This window comes from Streptomyces sp. NPDC055025, from assembly GCF_053608565.1.
The window spans coordinates 166,383-183,583 of the sequence record NZ_JBSGVS010000001.1 but is presented as its reverse complement, the minus strand read 5'-3'; the positions used below and the strand labels follow the sequence as shown (position 1 = coordinate 183,583).

At 69.1% G+C, this 17,201-nt stretch carries 18 protein-coding genes and 4 pseudogenes; 10 read left to right on the top strand and 12 right to left on the bottom strand.

Features of this window, described 5'->3' with window-relative positions; translation table 11 throughout:
* Positions 1 to 32 precede the first annotated feature (32 nt).
* Both ACWGDX_RS00705 and ACWGDX_RS00700 read left to right on the top strand, forming a co-directional pair.
* Positions 33 to 263: pseudogene (locus ACWGDX_RS00705) on the top strand (transposase); the annotation flags it as partial.
* Between the two features lie 223 nt (positions 264 to 486).
* Positions 487 to 849: a hypothetical protein gene (locus ACWGDX_RS00700; protein ID WP_453621038.1), complete on the top strand. Its 363-nt coding sequence runs from the start codon at positions 487 to 489 to the stop codon at positions 847 to 849.
* A gap of 127 nt (positions 850 to 976) precedes the next feature.
* Here the strand turns inward: ACWGDX_RS00700 and ACWGDX_RS00695 are convergent, their stop codons facing one another.
* Positions 977 to 1,201: a hypothetical protein gene (locus ACWGDX_RS00695; RefSeq protein ID WP_453620788.1), complete on the bottom strand. Its 225-nt coding sequence runs from the start codon at positions 1,199 to 1,201 to the stop codon at positions 977 to 979.
* A gap of 176 nt (positions 1,202 to 1,377) precedes the next feature.
* Between ACWGDX_RS00695 and ACWGDX_RS00690 the strand changes: the two genes are divergently transcribed.
* Together ACWGDX_RS00690 and ACWGDX_RS00685 are read left to right on the top strand one after the other, a co-directional pair.
* On the top strand, positions 1,378 to 1,536 hold the full coding sequence (locus ACWGDX_RS00690) for a hypothetical protein (protein WP_453620786.1): 159 nt from the start codon (positions 1,378 to 1,380) through the stop codon (positions 1,534 to 1,536).
* A gap of 440 nt (positions 1,537 to 1,976) precedes the next feature.
* Positions 1,977 to 2,381, top strand: a complete 405-nt coding sequence (locus ACWGDX_RS00685) for a type II toxin-antitoxin system PemK/MazF family toxin (RefSeq protein ID WP_453620784.1) — start codon at positions 1,977 to 1,979, stop codon at positions 2,379 to 2,381.
* A gap of 311 nt (positions 2,382 to 2,692) precedes the next feature.
* Here ACWGDX_RS00685 and ACWGDX_RS00680 read toward each other — a convergent pair.
* The 6 genes and pseudogenes from ACWGDX_RS00680 to mhpA all read right to left on the bottom strand — a co-directional run.
* Positions 2,693 to 2,959, bottom strand: a pseudogene (locus ACWGDX_RS00680) (IS701 family transposase); the annotation flags it as partial.
* A gap of 54 nt (positions 2,960 to 3,013) precedes the next feature.
* Positions 3,014 to 3,319 carry a transposase gene (locus ACWGDX_RS00675; RefSeq protein ID WP_453620782.1) on the bottom strand — a complete coding sequence of 102 codons (306 nt, stop codon included), beginning with the start codon at positions 3,317 to 3,319 and terminating at the stop codon, positions 3,014 to 3,016.
* Positions 3,320 to 3,818: 499 nt separating this feature from the next.
* A complete protein-coding gene (locus ACWGDX_RS00670; RefSeq protein ID WP_453620780.1) occupies positions 3,819 to 4,115 on the bottom strand; it encodes an ISL3 family transposase in 297 nt (98 codons plus the stop codon).
* Positions 4,116 to 4,335: 220 nt separating this feature from the next.
* Positions 4,336 to 4,458 (bottom strand): annotated as a pseudogene (locus tag ACWGDX_RS00665) (transposase family protein); the annotation flags it as partial.
* A gap of 114 nt (positions 4,459 to 4,572) precedes the next feature.
* Positions 4,573 to 4,887 (bottom strand): annotated as a pseudogene (locus ACWGDX_RS00660) (transposase); the annotation flags it as partial.
* A gap of 126 nt (positions 4,888 to 5,013) precedes the next feature.
* Positions 5,014 to 6,660: a bifunctional 3-(3-hydroxy-phenyl)propionate/3-hydroxycinnamic acid hydroxylase MhpA gene (gene mhpA, locus ACWGDX_RS00655; RefSeq protein WP_453620778.1), complete on the bottom strand. Its 1,647-nt coding sequence runs from the start codon at positions 6,658 to 6,660 to the stop codon at positions 5,014 to 5,016.
* Positions 6,661 to 6,852: 192 nt separating this feature from the next.
* On the opposite strand from mhpA, the gene ACWGDX_RS00650 reads away from it, so the two are divergent.
* The 6 genes from ACWGDX_RS00650 (at position 6,853) to ACWGDX_RS00625 (ending at position 12,271) form a co-directional block, all read left to right on the top strand.
* Complete coding sequence (locus tag ACWGDX_RS00650; RefSeq protein ID WP_453620776.1) at positions 6,853 to 7,608, top strand: thioesterase II family protein; 756 nt, start codon at positions 6,853 to 6,855, stop codon at positions 7,606 to 7,608.
* 627 nt (positions 7,609 to 8,235) lie between these two features.
* Entirely contained in the window at positions 8,236 to 8,679 is a 444-nt protein-coding gene (locus tag ACWGDX_RS00645) for a type II 3-dehydroquinate dehydratase (protein WP_453620774.1), read from the top strand.
* Positions 8,676 to 8,855, top strand: a complete 180-nt coding sequence (locus tag ACWGDX_RS00640; RefSeq protein WP_453620772.1) for an alpha/beta fold hydrolase — start codon at positions 8,676 to 8,678, stop codon at positions 8,853 to 8,855. The genes ACWGDX_RS00645 and ACWGDX_RS00640 overlap by 4 nt, the downstream gene beginning before the upstream one ends.
* A gap of 142 nt (positions 8,856 to 8,997) precedes the next feature.
* Positions 8,998 to 10,356, top strand: coding sequence for a crotonyl-CoA carboxylase/reductase (ccrA, locus tag ACWGDX_RS00635; protein ID WP_453620770.1), 1,359 nt, complete (start codon positions 8,998 to 9,000; stop codon positions 10,354 to 10,356).
* A gap of 2 nt (positions 10,357 to 10,358) precedes the next feature.
* The gene (locus ACWGDX_RS00630) at positions 10,359 to 11,396 is read left to right on the top strand and encodes a 3-oxoacyl-ACP synthase III family protein (protein ID WP_453620768.1); all 1,038 of its coding nucleotides are present in this window, start codon (positions 10,359 to 10,361) and stop codon (positions 11,394 to 11,396) included.
* 8 nt (positions 11,397 to 11,404) lie between these two features.
* Positions 11,405 to 12,271: a 3-hydroxybutyryl-CoA dehydrogenase gene (locus tag ACWGDX_RS00625; RefSeq protein WP_453620767.1), complete on the top strand. Its 867-nt coding sequence runs from the start codon at positions 11,405 to 11,407 to the stop codon at positions 12,269 to 12,271.
* 257 nt (positions 12,272 to 12,528) lie between these two features.
* On the opposite strand, the gene ACWGDX_RS00620 is transcribed toward ACWGDX_RS00625, so the two are convergent.
* The 5 genes from ACWGDX_RS00620 to rifK form a co-directional block, all read right to left on the bottom strand.
* On the bottom strand, positions 12,529 to 13,047 hold the full coding sequence (locus ACWGDX_RS00620) for a MarR family winged helix-turn-helix transcriptional regulator (RefSeq protein WP_453621012.1): 519 nt from the start codon (positions 13,045 to 13,047) through the stop codon (positions 12,529 to 12,531).
* Between the two features lie 166 nt (positions 13,048 to 13,213).
* Entirely contained in the window at positions 13,214 to 14,143 is a 930-nt protein-coding gene (locus ACWGDX_RS00615) for an ROK family protein (protein ID WP_453620765.1), read from the bottom strand.
* Between the two features lie 5 nt (positions 14,144 to 14,148).
* A complete protein-coding gene (locus ACWGDX_RS00610; RefSeq protein WP_453620763.1) occupies positions 14,149 to 14,847 on the bottom strand; it encodes an HAD-IA family hydrolase in 699 nt (232 codons plus the stop codon).
* Positions 14,844 to 15,944, bottom strand: a complete 1,101-nt coding sequence (locus ACWGDX_RS00605; RefSeq protein ID WP_453620761.1) for a Gfo/Idh/MocA family protein — start codon at positions 15,942 to 15,944, stop codon at positions 14,844 to 14,846. The genes ACWGDX_RS00610 and ACWGDX_RS00605 overlap by 4 nt, the downstream gene beginning before the upstream one ends.
* Complete coding sequence (gene rifK, locus ACWGDX_RS00600) at positions 15,941 to 17,101, bottom strand: 3-amino-5-hydroxybenzoate synthase (protein WP_453620759.1); 1,161 nt, start codon at positions 17,099 to 17,101, stop codon at positions 15,941 to 15,943. The genes ACWGDX_RS00605 and rifK overlap by 4 nt, the downstream gene beginning before the upstream one ends.
* Positions 17,102 to 17,201: the final 100 nt, after the last annotated feature.

Here is a 17,201-nt window from a genome sequence, read left to right as displayed (position 1 = left end):
GACCACCACCGCCGCTACGGCGTGAAGCGGCTGTGCACCACCCTCCTGGGCATCGCCCGCTCCAGCTTCTACTACTGGCGTCGGACGGCCGCGGACCGGGCCGCCGGCAGGCGGCCGACGCCCGCCTCGCCGCCCGGATACGGGCCCTGCACCGCGAGTCGGACGGCACCTACAGTGTCCCCTCGATCACCGCCGAACTCCACGACAAGGGCGGGCGAACCCACCACGAGCGGATCGCACGGATGATGCGCAGCATCGGCCTAGCAGGCGTGCGGCTGCCTCACAGGCACCGCACCACTGTTGCGGACCCGGCCTCGGCGAAGGCCCCGAACCTCGCCGGCCGCGGCTTCACGGCAAGCGAGCCGAACACGAAGCACGTCGGCGGCATTACCCACTCTCCCGCTGGACGGCGGGAAGTCCTCGTATCCGGCTACCGTCACCGACCCCGCCTCACGGCACCTGACCGGCCAGGCGATCGCGGACCACATGCGCACCGGTCTCGTCATCGACGCCCTGGCCGCCGCCGAACGGACCCGCGGCAGCCTCTCCGGGGCAGTCATGCACACCGGCCACCGGGCCCAGTACACCAGCCGTGCCTTCCCCGACGGGTGGTGTCAGGCCGGCGCACGCCAGCATGTGAACGCGATCGGCTCCAGCACGGACAACGCGCCCGCCAAGTCCTTCAACCCGACGTTCAAACACAAGACGCACCAGGACCGCAGGACCTGGCCCAGCGAACACGAGACCCACCTCGACACGTTCCACCGGCCCAAACCGCACAACCCACATCCAAAATTCCGGAACAAGGCCCAGGAGCCCCTTACCCTTCATTCCGCCCGTCGTCCATGAGCTCGCGGCCGCGTTAGACGCCCAGCCGGGCGTATCGCTGTGCGAAGGCGACCCTCGGCTCGATCTTGCTCGCGCCACCCTGGAAGACGCCTGGCGCGAGGCCTACTCGGCCTCATTCCACAGCAGTTCAGGGTTGATTGTGCATTTTGCCGGACACGGGACGGACGAACATGTGCCGGGAGGCGGGCAGCACCATCACGAACGCCCAAATCCCGTGCCGTCGACCGGTGTTGGGGTTGATCCACTGCTCCAGGAAGCCGTAGTCGATCTGAGCCTCCGAGCCCGGCTCGACGTTCTCCCGCAGAACGGTGACCTTGGAGGGGCCGGCCTCGTCGGGCAGGTTCTCGTGCACCCATCGGCGGAACGAAGCCAGCCGCCGCCTGCAGCTTACGTTCGTCGCGCAGCCGCTGGTGGATCGTGGTCACCGTGCAGGTGTTCAGTAGTTCCAACACGTAGTCGCGATGCTTTTCGATCTCCGGCCAAGTCAGTTGGTTCAAGCGACTGTTGGCCTGCTCGGGAAACCAGCTCTTGATCAGTTTCGCCCAGTCGGGCTCGCTCATCAGCGGGCCGCCCGGCGTGATCCCGGCCGCCTCGGCCGGCGCCAGGTACTTCCTGATCGTCTTGCGGTCCAGCCCCAGCGACGCCGCCAGCTGCGTCTTCGAGCGGCCCGCGTACCAGTGGACGTAGATCTCCACGATGTGCGTCACGGTGAATGTTCTCCTTGCCATCCGGATCGTCCGTCGACCTCCCGGCTCACTGGTCAAGGGACACCAGCGACTCCGAGTAGGCCCGGACCCTCAACCCGGCACCGGTATGCCCCAGGGGATCTCCACCACTTCGCAAGAAGGACCTATCGGTCGAACAAACCGCCCGACACGGGGAAAGATCTTCAACCCGACACCGTGACCGGCATCCCCGTCCACGACAGACGTCCCCCTGGGGAACCTCCGTCACCAGGACCGGGAATTACGGCGACAACATCACGCAGAACACGGGGAATTGGGCCGTCGCTGACAGGGCAGAGTAAGCTGTGACCTGCGGCCACCGCGTGATCGGGTGGGCGCACCCGTCTCCACAGTGCGTCAGGGGCGCGCAGGTTCGCCTACCGTCCCGTGTCAGGAGGACATGTGCAACGTGGCGAGGTCTGGTGGGTGGGGTTCGACGAGCGGCGACTGTTCGTACTGCTGTCGGTAGACGACGCGTCCGGGATCCGGGCGATGCAGGTCGTCGCGCCGGCGGGCTTCGACATCAGCGATCTGGGCGTCGAAGTGCGAGTTGGCGCCATGGAAGGGCTGCCCTTTGAGGGCGTGCTGCGGTTCGCGTTCACGCGTCCAGGCTTTATCCCTTGCACGTGGCTGACCACCGTGGCCCGGGATGACCTGATCGAGCGGGCAGGCGTCCTGCCCTCCGCGAAGCTCGGCGAGATTGAGGATGCCCTCCGTCTTGGCGGACAAGCGAAGGAGTGGACCCCGGCGACAACCGCGAAGTTCAGCGAGCTACGGGACGCCCTCCGTCTCGGCGGCCTCGGGTAGGCGAAGAAGGAACCGACGCCCCCGAGGGTGTGGTCGATCTCGTCCGGACGATCGACGCTGGCCTGTCTCCTCGGCACCCCTGACCAGCGGCCGTTTCTCGACTGCAACTGACTGACGGCTCATCAGGTGACGGCAGTTCGTGACCGGTCGTGCGACGGGTGTAGTGGCAGCGTTTCGCGGTGGCTTGGTGGCGTCGTCTGTAGCGGGACCAGATCAGTGTGCGGGCGGGATGCCCGTGGCGCGCTGGGCTGGGAGGGAGAGCTTCCAGGAGTCTCCGGATTTCTGCCAGGGTGAGGGGCGCGAGGGCGGGTTCATCGTTTCTTCGGCCCCCCTTTCGAGCTCGGCGGCGGCCATGACGCCAGGAAGGCATGCGCCAGCATGGCCAGGGTGATGTGCCGCATCCAGCCGGTGCGGCGGCGGACTTCGTACTGGTCGAGGCCGCATTCGTTCTTCGCTGCCTGGAAGGCCTCCTCGATGGCCCAGCGCATCCCGGCCGCGCGCACCAGGTGCTCGATCGTCGTGCCGAGCGGTGCGTGGGCGAGGTAGTAGGCGATCTCCTCGGGCTTGCTGATGCTGCGGCTGTCGGCGTACACCTGAACGGGGTCTGGCGCTGATCCTGCGACAGTATCGGGTCAGGTTCTCAGGAGGATCCTGACGCGGAGGAGATCGAGCTTCGCGCGGCCGTAGCCAGCGCGCTTGAGGAGCCTGGCTCTGGTGACTCGGCCCTCGACCTGGCCGGAACTCCAGTGGCTGGAGAGCCCCGCTGTGACAGCTTCCTGGTCGCGTTCGAGGCCGTCGACGAACTGGTGGAGATGAGGCAGGCCGTCACCTCGGACTTGCGAACACGCCCGACGGTGGCATCCAGTTCGGGGCAGGAGGCTCGGATCTCCTTGAGCCCCTTGTAGCTCGCCCGGACGCAGGAGAACCGGATCGATCATGATCCATCGCAGAGCCCGGCGGGGCTTGGGCGGTGTCCACGGCAGTGGCGGCGGAACGGGTGCCGAGCTTGAGCTGGCGGATGCAGGCGCTGAGCGTACCTCGGTCTCCGTTGAAGCCCTGGTCACGGACCTCACTGAAGAGCTGGGAGGCGTTGCGGCAGCCTTCGCCGTACCGCCCGTGGAGATACGTCTTGTAGTCGTCGAGCTTTGTGCGACGTTGGGTCACTTTGACCAGCAGTCGCTGAACGTCGGGGGTCCGGGCATAGCGGCGGACGGCGTAGTAGTCCGGGCTCGAATCGCGGCTGGTGCCGCGTAACGACCTTCCCCGCGAACGGAGTTGCTGAACGGCGCAGTGGCGCCGGATCATGGTGGCGACGATGCGGCGTGGTCGGCTGCGGGAGTCGAGCATGCCGTCCGGCATCGGTGGGATCACCTCGCCGCCGATACCTGCTTCGCCGTTCGGCTCACGTGCTCGGAGGCACGAGTAGTGGCTGGTCACTCACTTCTCCACGGCCTGGGCGAGGTTGTGCCGGACGTGCCACGCATCCGCGACCTGAACCGTTTGCGGAGCCGCCCGCCTGGCGGCCTCCGAGTAAGCCGAAGCCCGGTCACGGCATACGGTCTCCACCTCCGGATGGTCGGCGAGCCCGCGAGCGACCGGCTCGGCCTCACGGCCGGGCAGCACGTCGACAGGCCGACGGGCTTCCAGGTCCACCAGCAACGTCGCGTAATTGTGCCGCTTGAGCAGGGTGAACTCGTCGACTCCCAGGATCCGCACCGGTCCCGGGCCGGCCACCTCGGCAGCCCTTAGGAGTCTGATGAGCGTGTCCCTGGCCACCGGCATGCCACGGCGGACCGCCGGCCGGGCCCCCGGCCTGCCGGCCAGGACTTCCGCGACCAGGGTCAGCAGCGCTCTCAGTGGCGGGGGGGGGGTATCTGGCGTGTGGGCTGGTCAGCCCAGTGATCTGCTCAGCGAACGTCACCGCCGGGCAGCGGGGCGCACCGCACTTGAACCGGCGTATCAACACCTCGATCACCACCGGGACACCGCCGATCGGCGCATCGGCCAACCGCCGCACATAACTGCCGTGCACCCGCCCGGACGCGGTCCCGTTGCGAGGGCACCGTACCGGCAGCACCCCGCACCGGACCCTGATGCCGAGCACGTCGGCGCACCGCTCGACCGCCTCCACCACCACACCCGATAGATATGGCAGCACCCACCCCAAACCCCCTCATCCCACGCCGGTCCCCCGCCGCACGCCAGTCGAGGTGGTGCCCTTCTTGAGGAAACCGGTGTCGGCGAGGATGAGGATCCCGTCGGGCTCGCCGAGCCGTTCGGCTACGTAGTGCTGGAGGTCGTCGGCGTCCCAGCGGGCACCGTTGAGACGCCGCTGAAGGCGGTCGGGGGTGCGGTGTCCGGCGTATTCGGCCAGCTGCCAGCCGTTCGTGCGGCCGACCGGGCCCAGCAGCCCGCGGATGTGGTCACGCATTCCGCGACGCCACTCGACACGCTGGAAGCGGTGGCCGGTACGCAGGAACGGTTCCTCGAGTTCGTCGTTCCAGATCTCAACCGCACGCTCGTCGATCACGCCGGGAGGCCGCTCGGACCGCTGCCACCATCGGCGTCGGCTGCACACGATCGACGGGCGGCCCTGGAAAGAGAACACGGGCCGGCAACCAGCCCACCACACTCACCCAAGCCGCCCCTGACCAGGGGAAACAGCGAAGTGTTGCTGGAGCACCAGGCGGGCCCGCAGGTCGTCCACCAGCGCCGCCGCTGCCCCCAGGCCTGAGGCCGCCCCATACACGTGGTAGTCCGGACGGATCAATACCGCGTCCGCCCCGTGGCGAGCCAGGAAAGCGCGGTGGACGCCACCCACGTCGGCCACCGACATGTTCTGCGGCGTCCCGTCCTCGGGCAGCAGCGTCACCACGTGCGTGCCCAGATCCGTGAGGAATGCCGACTGCTCCGCGTCGAGGTCGGCGTCCGCGCCCTCTGCCAGCATCAGGACGAAGCCGCGGCCGACCACATCGTCGAAAAGGCCGGTGCCTCCGAGGCCGCGTATCCGGCCCTGGGGGACCACCTCGCCCGCCGGGGATATGGGCGACCCGTCCACTCTCCGGTGAAGGAGCCCCTCTGTGAGGGGCGACGCCGGGTCCGGGACCGCCGGACCGCGGCCGCGGCGGCCCGCCAGGATCGTGGAATCGCGCTCGGCCGCGGCCACGGGGTCCGTCACGCAGATCACCCGGCCCAGCTGGACCGAGGACAGAATCGACTTGTGTACCTGCGCGCGGCGTTCCTCCGTGTAGGTGTCGAGAAGCGACTCCGGGGCGAGGCCGCCCATGACCAGGTCCAGCTTCCACACCAGGTTGACGACGTCGCGGATGCCCGAGCACATGCCCTGCCCGGCGAACGGCGGCATCAGATGGGCCGCGTCCCCGGCCAGCAGTACCCGCCCGACCCGCCACTGCTCGGCCCAGCGGGACTGGAAGATGTACGTGCCGCTGCGCAGCAGCGTCGCCGTGTCGGGGGTCACCCCGTAGGGAGCGAGAAGCCGCCAGGCAGTCTCCTCCCGGTTCAGGTCCGCGGCACGCTCGCCGGGCAGCCGCATGAACTCCCAGCGCCGATGCCCCGGACCGCTGCCGACCAGGGTGGTAGGCCTGGCAGGGTCACAGATCTGGACGTTGGTGGGGACGAACTCGCCCGGCTCGTGCAGCTGCACATCGCACAGCAGCCACTCGTAGGAAAAGCCGAGATCGGTGACCGGCACATCCAGATGGTCCCGGACGAAGCTGTTGGCACCGTCACAGCCCACCACCCATCTGGCGGTGTACCTCTGGGCTGCGCCGTCCTCGTCCTCGGCCGTCACCACGACCCGGTCGTCCTGCTCCTTGATTCCCACCACCTGGCGGCCCTGTACCACAGTCACTCCGGGCAGCCCGGCTGCCCGCGAGGCCAGCAGTTCCTCAAGGGCGGGCTGGTGCATGGTACTGGCGTCAGGCCACCCGTACGGGCCTTCTGTGCGAAAGACGATGTCGAGGAGGACCTCACCGTCGGCGGAATGCCACTGGTAACCGGTGGCGGGCTCGGTGATCCGGCCGAGGCTCGGGCCCGTCCCGCAGCCGGCGAGCAGCCGTGCCGTCTCGCCGTCGAAGCTGGTCGCCCTGGGCAGGGTGTAGGGGCGTCGGCGCCGTTCCAGGACGATGGTCTGTCGGCCGCGCTGTGCCAGCAGGATCCCGAGAGTGGACCCGACCGGCCCATTGCCGACGACAATCACGTCCACATCTGTCTCGGGGCTCGCGCCGGCGGGCTGCTTGTGCGGTGACGTCTCGGGCACGGGAAACCCCTCATCGCAGGGTGGCTGGCGCAGGCACAACTGCCGAAATCGGAACGGCGCAAGACTAACCATCCGTACCGGCGTTCCGGCCGATCGAGGGCTTGGGACTATCAGATCTGGGGATACGCGGTTCCACCTGCGCGAACCTAGGCTTCCGATATTCCCTCACCAACCACGAGGAGCTCGTCCGGCATGCATCAAGCAACGGCGCAGTTCGAGCAATGGGTGAGTGTCTCGCACCCCGCGCCGCGGAGCAATGTGCGGCTTGCGTGCCTTCCGTACGCGGGCGGCTCCGCAAGCTTCTTCTTCCCGGTGTCCAAGGCGCTGCACCCATCGGTGGAGGTGCTGGCCCTCCAGTACCCAGGTCGGCAGACCCGGCTCCACGAACCGAGGATCGACAACATCCCCGAGTTCGCGGACCAGATCTTCGCCGCGCTGCGGCACCTGGACGACAAGCCACTGGCCCTGTTCGGCCACAGCATGGGCGCTGTCCTCGCGTACGAGGTGGCGCTGCGCATGCAGGACGCCGGGCTGCCTGCGCCGGTACGGCTGTTCGCGTCGGGTCGGCGGGCGCCGTCCCGCTATCGCGACGAGCGGGTGCATACGGCGAGCGACGCCGAATTCGTGGCCGCGCTCAGGGAGCTCAGCGGAACCAACGAGATGCTGCTCGGCGACCCGGAGGTGCTGGCGATGATCCTGCCGGCCATCCGCAGCGACTACACCGCCATCGAACGGTACCGGCACGAGCCCGGCCGACGCCTCGACTGCCCGGTGACCGTGCTCACCGGAGACAGCGACCCCCGGGTCTCCCTTGATGAGGCCGAGGCATGGGCCGAGCACACCACCGGGGCGAGTGAAACGGAGGTCTTCCGGGGCGGCCACTTCTTCCTCGTAGACCACGTGGCCGAGGTCATCGGCCTGGTGGCCCGGCGGCTGGGGCCGTTCTGAAAGACCTCCGCGACGTCGCGGCACCTGACACGCTTCCCCGCTGCCCCAAGTGCATGCGAGGAACCCCCGACTCACCGAACGCACCGCTCCAGGACCTCGGCAGCGCACGGCGAAAGCACGCACCGAACACCGCGCCGCTCCTTCTCGCCCCGGAGGTCACAAGAGAGGCCCCCGAGCCCGCAGACCAATCCGACCCTTGACCGGGAGAGAAGCCGAGATGCCCCTCGCCGCCCCCGCGCCGACCGTCGGACGCGCTTCGGTCTGCCCGCGGTCACCGGCGAACCACTTGCGGGCGTCCTCGTCGGCCCATCGGCGCCCGGCTCAGCAGGCTCAACCGGTGGGAGGCGCCGGCCCTCGGCGCCGGCATGAACTCGCGGGGTGTCGTCGAGGTGATCGTGGCGATGACAGGCCTTCGTCCCGGCGTCCTGAACACCGAGACGTACACGATCGTCGTTCTGGTTGCCATCGCGACGTCCCTGATGGCGCCGCCCGTCCCGCGGTACGCGATGGCCCACGTCGAGGAGACCGCCGGGACCATGCTCGGAATGGACACCCTGACAGCCGCCTCCATGGGGCCCCGGACCACGGACCGGATGCGGTTCGGACCTTTGAACGGCGAGGTGACACATGAGCACGATGCTCCTACTGAACGGTCCCAACCTCGGCATCCTGGGCCGCCGCGAGCCCAAGATCTACGGCACCGACACCCTGGCCGACATCGAGCAGGCGGTCGCCGACGAGGTGAGCGGACAGGGCTGGAAGGTCCTGTCCCTCCAGCGGGAGTCGGAGGGCGATCTGGTGAGCGCTGTCCACGAGCACGGGCCCGACAGCGTCGGCGCCGTGGTCAACCCTGGCGCCCTGATGATCGCCGGCTGGAGCCTGCGGGACGCGCTCGCGAGCTACGAGCACCCGTGGATCGAGGTACACCTCAGCAACGTGTGGGCGCGGGAGCAGTTCCGGCACGAATCGGTCATCGCCCCGTTGGCCTCCGGCGTCGTGGTGGGCCTCGGCGCGTTCGGCTACCGCCTGGCGGCCCGAGCCCTGCTGCACGTGACCGGCGCGGTCCGATGACCAGGCCGACGCCGGACCGGCGCGCCGCCGGCGCGGACATCACTGTGCCGTGCCGCTTGGTCTCCTTCGCTCAAGACCTGGTCGCCCCGCCCGTATACGGCCGCGAGCTCGCCGACACGATCCCCGGCGCCACGTTCGAGCTCGTCGACGTCCCGGGGCACTCCGGGTACCTGTGAGCCCGCGATGAGCGCGCCGCCCCTCGACGTCCGTGGACGGCAGCAGATGGCAGCAGATGGGTCCTGTACGCGGGTGAGGGCCGAGCCCGACACAGAAAAACCGATCGTTCCACCAGCCTCACACGGCTTGACGAGGAGCCCGATGATGTCACTCTCCGATGCAGTACGCGCCGGTGCCGGCCCGCAGGAACTGGCCGCCGCGGAAGTACCGGCGGAGTTCCTCGCCGCGCACCTGCGGATCGAGGACGAGAAGACCTTCGAGGGGATCGAAGGCGACCGCGACGTGCGCGAGACCCTCCACGTGGGCACGGTGCCGATGCCGGAACTCGCGCCCGACGAGGTGCTGATAGCCGTCATGGCCAGCGCCATCAACTACAACACCGTCTGGTCCGCGACCTTCGAACCGTTGTCGACCTTCGGCTTCCTCCAGGCCTACGGGCGCCAGGGCGGCTGGGCAAAGCGGCATGACCAGCCCTTCCACGTCCTCGGCTCGGACGCCGCCGGAGTGATCGTCCGCACCGGTTCCGGCGTGCGGCGCTGGCGGGTCGGTGACCACGTGCTGGTCAACGCGGCCTGTGTCGAGGACCAGGAGGCGTCCGTCCAGGCCGACGGGATGCTCAGCGAGAACCAGCTCGCCTGGGGCTTCGAGACCAACTACGGCGGCCTCGCCCACTACACCATCGCGCGGGCCAGCCAGCTGATCCCCAAGCCGGCACACCTGACCTGGGAGGAGGCCGCCTCGGTCCCGGCCTGTGCCGGAACCGCGTACCGGATGCTGGTCAGCGACCGCGGCGCACGGATGAAGCAGGGGGACGTGGTCCTGATCTGGGGCGCGTCCGGCGGACTGGGAGCCTACGCCGTTCAGTTGGTGAAGAACGGCGGCGGCATCGCTGTCGGAGTCGTCGGCTCCGAGGAGAAGGTGCGAGTGGCGCGCGCCCTCGGCTGTGACCTGGTGATCAACCGTGAGGAGTACGACTTCGGCGGTGACGCCGACGACGAGCCGGCGGTCGCGGTGGCGCAGGGAAAGCGGCTGGGCCGGCTCATCCGTGACGGCGTGGGCGAGGATCCGCATATCGTCTTCGACCACGTGGGCAAATCCACCTTCGGTATCTCGGTGTTCCTCGCGCGGCGCGGAGGCACCGTGGTGACCTGCGGTTCGAGCACCGGCTACGAGCACCGGTTCGACAACCGCTATCTGTGGATGCGGCTCAAGCGCATCATCGGCAGCCACGTGGCGAACCTCCAGGAACAGGTCGACACCGCACGACTGTTCAACCAGGGATCGCTGGTGCCCGCACTGACCTCGCTGTTCCCGCTGGAGAGGGCCGGCGAGGCGACCCGGCTGGTGCAGCTCAACCAGCACATCGGCAAGGTGGGCGTGCTCTGCCTGGCCGACCGTCCGGGCCTGGGTGTGACCGACCCCGAGCGGCGCGCCCGGATCGGCGAGGACCGACTGACCCTGATGCGCGCGTACGCGCACGACAGCGCGCGGGCGGCGTGACCATGGAAAGGGAACAGGGGTACGTCACATCCGTGCTGGGGACCGGCTCCTACCTGCCCGAACGGGTGGTGACCAACGAGGAGATCGAGGCCCTGGTACCCGGTGCCTCCGCCGAGTGGATCGCCGACCGGACCGCCATCGTCGAACGGCGGTACGCGGCACCGGACCAGGCGGCGTCCGACCTCGCCGTCCACGCCGCGCGCGCCGCCTTGGACCAGGCCGGACTGGACGCGGACGGCATCGACCTCATCATCGTCGCCACGACAACCGGTGACGCCCCGATCCCCTCCACCGCGTCACTGGTGCAACTGGCGCTCGGCGCCCACCGGGCCGCCTGTTTCGACATCAACATCGCCTGCACCGGGTTCGTCACCGCGCTGTCCATCGCCCGCGCGTACGTGGCGCTGGACCCGACGACGAAGGTCCTGGTCATCGGCACCGACGTGTGGACTCGGTTCATCGACTTCAACAACCGGGCGACCAGTGTTCTGTTCGGGGACGGAGCCGGGGCCGCGGTCGTCGGCTCCGTCCCGCATGCCCCCGGCGACCCGGAACGCGGCCTGCTCAAGGTTGAGTTGATGAGCCGGGCCGACGCCCACGAGCTGATCAGCATGCCGGCCGGGGGCAGCCGCCGTCCCGCCTCCGTCGAGACGGTCGCGGACGGTGGCCACCTGCTGAGCATGCAAGGCCGGGGGGTGCGCGACTTCGTCCTGGACAACGTCCCCGGCCTCATCACCGGGCTGCTCAAGCGCTCCGGCCACGATCCGGCCGATGTGCGGCACTTCGTGCCGCACCAGGCCAATGGCCGGCTGGTGGCGGAACTGGCCGAGGTCAGTGGTCTGGAGCGGGCGGAAACCCATCTGACGTTGCGTCACAGCGGCAACCTCGGTTCCGCGTCGGTGCCGGTCGCACTTGACGCGGCCAACCGTTCCGGCGTGCTGCGGGACGGCGATCTGGTGCTCCTGGTGGGCTTCGGCGCGGGTATGGCGGCCGGTGCCGCCCTGCTGCGCTGGACCGTGACCGAGGGCGGGACTCGATGAAAACGACGGTGGAACGACTGGGCGTGATCGGTGGCGGGACGATGGGCGCCGGCATTGCCGAGGTGAGCCTGCGCGCCGGGGTGGAGGTGACGGTCCTGGTCTCCGCCCCGCACCGGATCGAGGACACGGTCGGACGGCTGACGGCCGCGTTCGCCCGCGCGGTGGCCAAGGGCCGGATGACGGTGCCGGAACAGGCCGCGGCCATGGCCCGGTTGCGGGTCACCGCCAACGTCGAGAACCTCGCGGACCGGCAGTTCGTCGTGGAGGCCGTGACCGAGAGACTCGATGTGAAACAACGGGTGTTCAAGGCGGTGGACAGGGTGCTGGCCGACCCTGCGGCCGTCCTGGCCTCGACGACCTCCAGCCTGCTGGTCGGCGATCTGGCGGAGGCCACCGGTAGAGCCGGGTCCGTGGTGGGAATGCACTTCTTCAATCCCGTACCGCTGATGCCCCTGGTCGAGGTGGTGGTGACGGACCGCACCTCGCAACAGTGCGCCGCGTCGGCCGAGTCCTTCGCCAGGGACACCCTCGGCAAGGAGGTGATCCGCGCCGCGGACCGAAGCGGGTTCGTGGTCAACGCCCTGCTCGTGCCGTATCTGATGGCGGCGGTCAGGATGTACGACCAGGGCATCGCCGACGCCGACGACATCGACCGGGGAATGGTGCTGGGCTGCGGACATCCCATGGGTCCGCTCGCGCTGCTCGATCTGATCGGGATCGACACGATCACCGACGTGGCCCGCTCGATGGCGGAGAACTCCGACGGCCTGATCCCCGAACTGCCCCCTTTGCTCACCCGGATGGTCCGAGAGGGCAGACTGGGCCGCAAGACGGGCCACGGCTTCCACCGGTACGACGAGTCCTCCGGATCCTGACCCGACGACCGACCCGATCACGGTCCGGCCGGGCACGACCTGACCGACTGCCACTGGGCCCTGTCCGGTCGATCTTCGTGGATCAGCCCGGGGCGGCTGGTGGAGGGGGTACCTCCCGTGCCGTTCCGGCTACGGGGGAACATCGCGAGGCGGAGGATCGTCATCGTCGATGGACCGGACGTACTCGGGCGACTCCGACAACGCGGCGACGTGCCGTGCCAGGCGTTCCGGACCCACGAAGATCCGCCGGACAGGGCCTAGCGTTGCCAGGGAAGGTCGGCACCCGCTCTGTCCGTCTGGAGTCCATCGGTGACGATCTGCATGATCGCGCCGAGGAACTCCTGCTGCTGGGGGGTGAGCCGGTCGAACAGGGCATGCTGCACGACTGTCGCATAGCCCGGAGCGGCCCGACTGAGGGCCTCCAGGCCCTCCTCTGTGAGCACCGTGAACTTGCCGCGTTGGCCGGAGGGAGCTTCCTCGCGCCGTACCAGGCCGTTCTTCTCCAAACGTGCGACGGCGTGCGAGAGCCGGGGTCGGGTGATCTTCGCGTGCATCGCCAGCTCCGTCATCTGCAGCCGCTGGTGAGGGGACTCCGCGAGGCTCACCAGGAGTCTGAAATAGCTATGAGGCATATTCACAGTGCGCTGCAGTTGGCGGTCCATGCGGTCCTCAAGGAGCGTGGCCGCGTGGACATAGAAGCGCCAGATGCGTTGCTGCTCATCCGTGAGCCATCGAAGCTTCGCGGTGGATGAGCATGCCTTCCTCGTATCCTCCACTTTACGCACAGACTCCTTGAATCTTTAATGAATTCATACACATTTCCTAATATCGCTTTAGTCCCCTATGTGCCTCGGCGGTCCATTGGGGCAGAGTTCGGTCGGTTCGGCTCCGTGGACGGCTGCGACGCCGCGGGTGCCTCCGCGGAGCCGGGAGCAGGGCGACCTACAGCAGCGGTACGGCTCCGTCGGTGGCGGCTCGGGCAAGGAGGACCGCGCCCTGGAGGGAGGAAAGGCCACCCAGGCGCGCCGGAGCGACTGGTGGGGCAGGGCGGCCTGGACGCGAGAGGGATGTCAGGTGGCTCGCTGTGCGGTCGACCAGGTTGTCGACGCCTGCCGCAAATCCGCCTCCGATCACAGCGAGGCTGGGGTGGAGCAGTTCGGTGACCCCCATGATGGCAGTGGCCAGGGCCCGGCAGGTGCCGTCGATCGCGGCTGTAGCCCACGGGCGGGCGGTACGGAGTGCTTCGCGCAGCTCTTCGTAGGTGACCGGCTCGCCGTGGAGCTCGCCGGCCCGTGCCAGAGTGGCCGGCCCCGAAGCTATCGCCTGGAGGCAGCCCTGGCGGCCGCAGACACACACGGGGCCGCCCAACGCGACGACCAGATGGCCCAGTTCGAAGGAGCCGCGGCCCGGACCGGGGCACAGGCGGCCACCCAGGACCAGGCCGCCGCCGATGCCAGTACCGACGCCGACGTAGAGCAGATCGGCGCAGTCGGCCGCCGCGGCCTCGGCGAGGGCGGCCACGTCGCCGTCGTCAGCCCATGCGACGGCCGCTCCGGGCACGAGGGCGCGTAGCGCGGGGCCCAGGGCGAGGCCGGTCCATGACGGTCGGCTGGGCCAGGAGATGACCTGCTCGTCCGGGCCGACCGTGGCGGGGACGGCGACCCCGGCGGCCTGGAAACCGTCTCCTGTGCGGGCCGCCAGGGTGGTGATGCCGTCCGACAGCAGGGCGAGGTCGCTGTCCGGTCCATCTTCGTGGTGCGGCCAGGAGAACATGTGCTCCTCGGTACGGCCGTCCGCTGACTCGGCGCGCAGGGCGACCTTTGTGCCCCCTATGTCGATGCCCAGATGCCACGACGGCGGTGAGACTGTCATCCGTCTCAGTGGCCGGGGACGGCCGGGCAGAGAACGAGCAGGTCGGCGGGGCGTTGCAGGACGATGTCAGGGCTGGCGGCGAGCAGTCCGATCTCGTCGTGGCAGCCCCACAGTGCGGCTGCGGCGGTGACGTCGGCGCCGTGGGCGCTGGCCAGGTCGGTGGGGGCGTCGCCGATCATGATGGCCCGGTCCGCGGGAACGTCGAGGAGTTCGAGCGCGCGTCTGACGATGTCGGGAGCGGGCTTGGGCCGGGGCACCTCGTCGGAGCCGATGACGTGGGCGAAGTACGGAAGCAGGCCGAGGACGTCGAGCAGGGACCGGGCGCGCTCGCCTGCCTTGCCGGTGGCGATGGCCAGCCGGAGGCCGCGCTCGTTCAGCATCCTCAGCACATCGGCAACACCGTCGTACACCTGAACGTGGTGGGCGAGCCGGTAGCTCTCACGGACGAAGGGCTCCTCCATCTCCAGCGGAAGGCCCATGATCCGCATGATGTCGGGAAAGTAGCGGCCCTGATGGCGCTGGTACTCCTCGAAGGGCGCCTCGCCTGGGCCGACGACCTCGGCGTAGGCGAGGGAGAAGGCCTCGCCCATCACCGCGAAGCTGTCGACGACGACTCCGTCGAGATCGAAGATGACTGCTTGTCTGGAGACTGGGGAGTGCTGTTCGAAGGTCGTTGCCGCGTGGTGTTCCGACCTTGTGATCATGCGGTCCTCACCTCCTTGTGGGGGGTGAATTGGGGTGCGTGGTCCGCAGGTCGAGCGGCGCGGGCCGATGCGTAGAAGCTTTCGACCAGCTGGACGGTGTTACGGGCCTGGGCGACGGCCACGCCGCGTCGGCCCGGGTCGGCCAGGAGCCCGGCGAGGCCGTCGAGCTGGCGTCTGTACTCGGTGCCGATCGGCTCGTCGGGCAGCGGGATCTGCTGTGTGGTGCCTTCCCGGGTGAGGGTGAGCACCCGTTCGGGGGCCCGGTTGGGACTGAAGCCGAAAACGCAGTGCAGCCGTGCCGTTCCGTTGCTGCCCTCGATGGTGATGACGGAGGTGTCCAGCGCCTCGTGCGAAGCCCAGCTGGCTTGTAGCGAGACCGAGATGCCGTCCTCGCGGAGCAGGAAGCCTCGGGCGGTGTCCTCGACGTTGCCGGCCGGGACGTCGGTGGGCTCTTCCTCGCGCCAGGCAGCGGACCAGGCACTGCTGTTGACGAAGTCGTCGGAGACCGAGCCGATCACTTGGGTGACGGGGGCGGGGCCGAGGAGGTAGGTGAGGACGTCGAGCAGGTGCCAGCCGAGGTCGACGAGGACACCGCCACCGGACTTGCTGCGCTGGGTGAACCAGCCGCCGGGCTGTGGCACGCCGCGCGCCCTCACCCAGTCCAGGGTGACATGGCGGATCCGGCCGACCTGGGGCAGCAGCCCGGCAAGCTCTTGGACGTCGCCGCGGTGGGCGGCGGCGCTGCCGGCGAGCAGTATCCCGCCGTTCTGTTCGGCCGCGGCGAGGGCGTCGGCCTCGGCGGTGGTCAGGCAGACCGGCTTCTCCAGGAAGACGGAGATCCCGCGGCGGAGCAGGGCGGCCGCTACCTCGGCGTGCAGATGGTTGGGTACCGCGACGACGGCGATGTCGACCGTGCGAGGAGCGAGGGCGTCCATGGTGGTATGGGCGGGCAGGCCCATCGCTACGGCGGCTGCCCGCGAGGCCGGGTCGGGGTCGACGGCGGCGACCACCTCGAAGCCCTTGTGCTCGCTCAGCAGTCTGAGCCACAGCTCGCGGCCTGCCCAGCCGAGTCCGACGACGGCAGCGCGGACCTTCATCGTGCGGCCACCGCGTCGGCGATGATCTCGGCCGTGGTGTGGAGGGCTTCCTCGGAGGCGAGCAGCACCCGGTGGTGCAGCCAGATGCAGTCGGTGCTGATCGCCTCCGTGTGCGGGCAGGTTGCGGCGAGCCTGTCGACGGTAGTGTCGGGCGCGGCCGTCTCCCAGAACGCGTCGGTGCGGTAGATCGCCCGGAAGGCGGCGAAGGCAGGCAGCCCGGACCCGACGAGCGTGTCGACGAGGGCGTTGCGGCCCTCCTCGGAGATACCGGGAATCCGGAACATGGCCATGTAGTGAGAGTTCCGGTCGGCGCGCGCATCGCCCCCCTGGGGTACGACGCCGTCGATCTCGCCGAGCAGCCGGGACAGCAGTGTCCAGCGCTGATCGCGCAGCGTGAGCTGGGCGTCGAGGCGGCTCAGCTGGGCGCGGAGCACGGACGCGGAAAATTCGTTGAGCCGCATGTTGGTGCCGGCAGTCTGGTGCATGTAGCGGCGGTCGGTGCGCGGCCGGCCACAGCTGTGCCGCAGGAAGGCGGCCTCGTACGTCTCCTCGTCGGGGAAAAGCAGTGCACCACCCTCGCCGGCGGTCATCAGCTTGCCGTTCTGGAAGCTGAACGTGGCGACCGTACCCAACTCGCCCACCCGCTTGCCCTGCCAGCGGGCACCGTGCGCGTGGGCGGCGTCCTGCAGCAGGGGCACGCCGGTGTCCGCGGAAAGCTTGTCGAGCGCGTCCATGTCAGCGATGAGCCCCGCCATGTGCACGGGCATGATCACCCTGGTGCGAGAGGTGATGGCGGACGCCGCGGCAGCCACGTCGATGTTGTACGTGTCGAGATCGACGTCGACGGGGACGGCGACCGCGCCGAGCCGCTGAGCGGCCTGGGACGAGGAGATGAAAGTGAAGGCCGGCACGATGACCTCCGTGCCCGGACCGACACCCAGACACTGCAGCGCCAGCTCCAGGGCATGGGTGCCGTTGGTGACGGCCAAAGCATGCGGGGCACCATGGAAGTCGGCGAACTCACTCTCGAAGGAGTCCACCTCCGACCCGCCCATGCGCCACCACTGACCCTGCTCCAGGGCCCGGATCAGGCCGGTGCGCTCGCCGTCGTCGTACTGCGGCCAGGAGGGAAACTCTGGTGCCGGTCGCGCGTTCATGTATCTCCAAATCTCCACTTCGGACATTTCTCGGCCGATGGCCGACGGACGGCATAAAGCGGGCGGGGCACGCGGCCGACCGCAGGTTCCACCTCGAGGA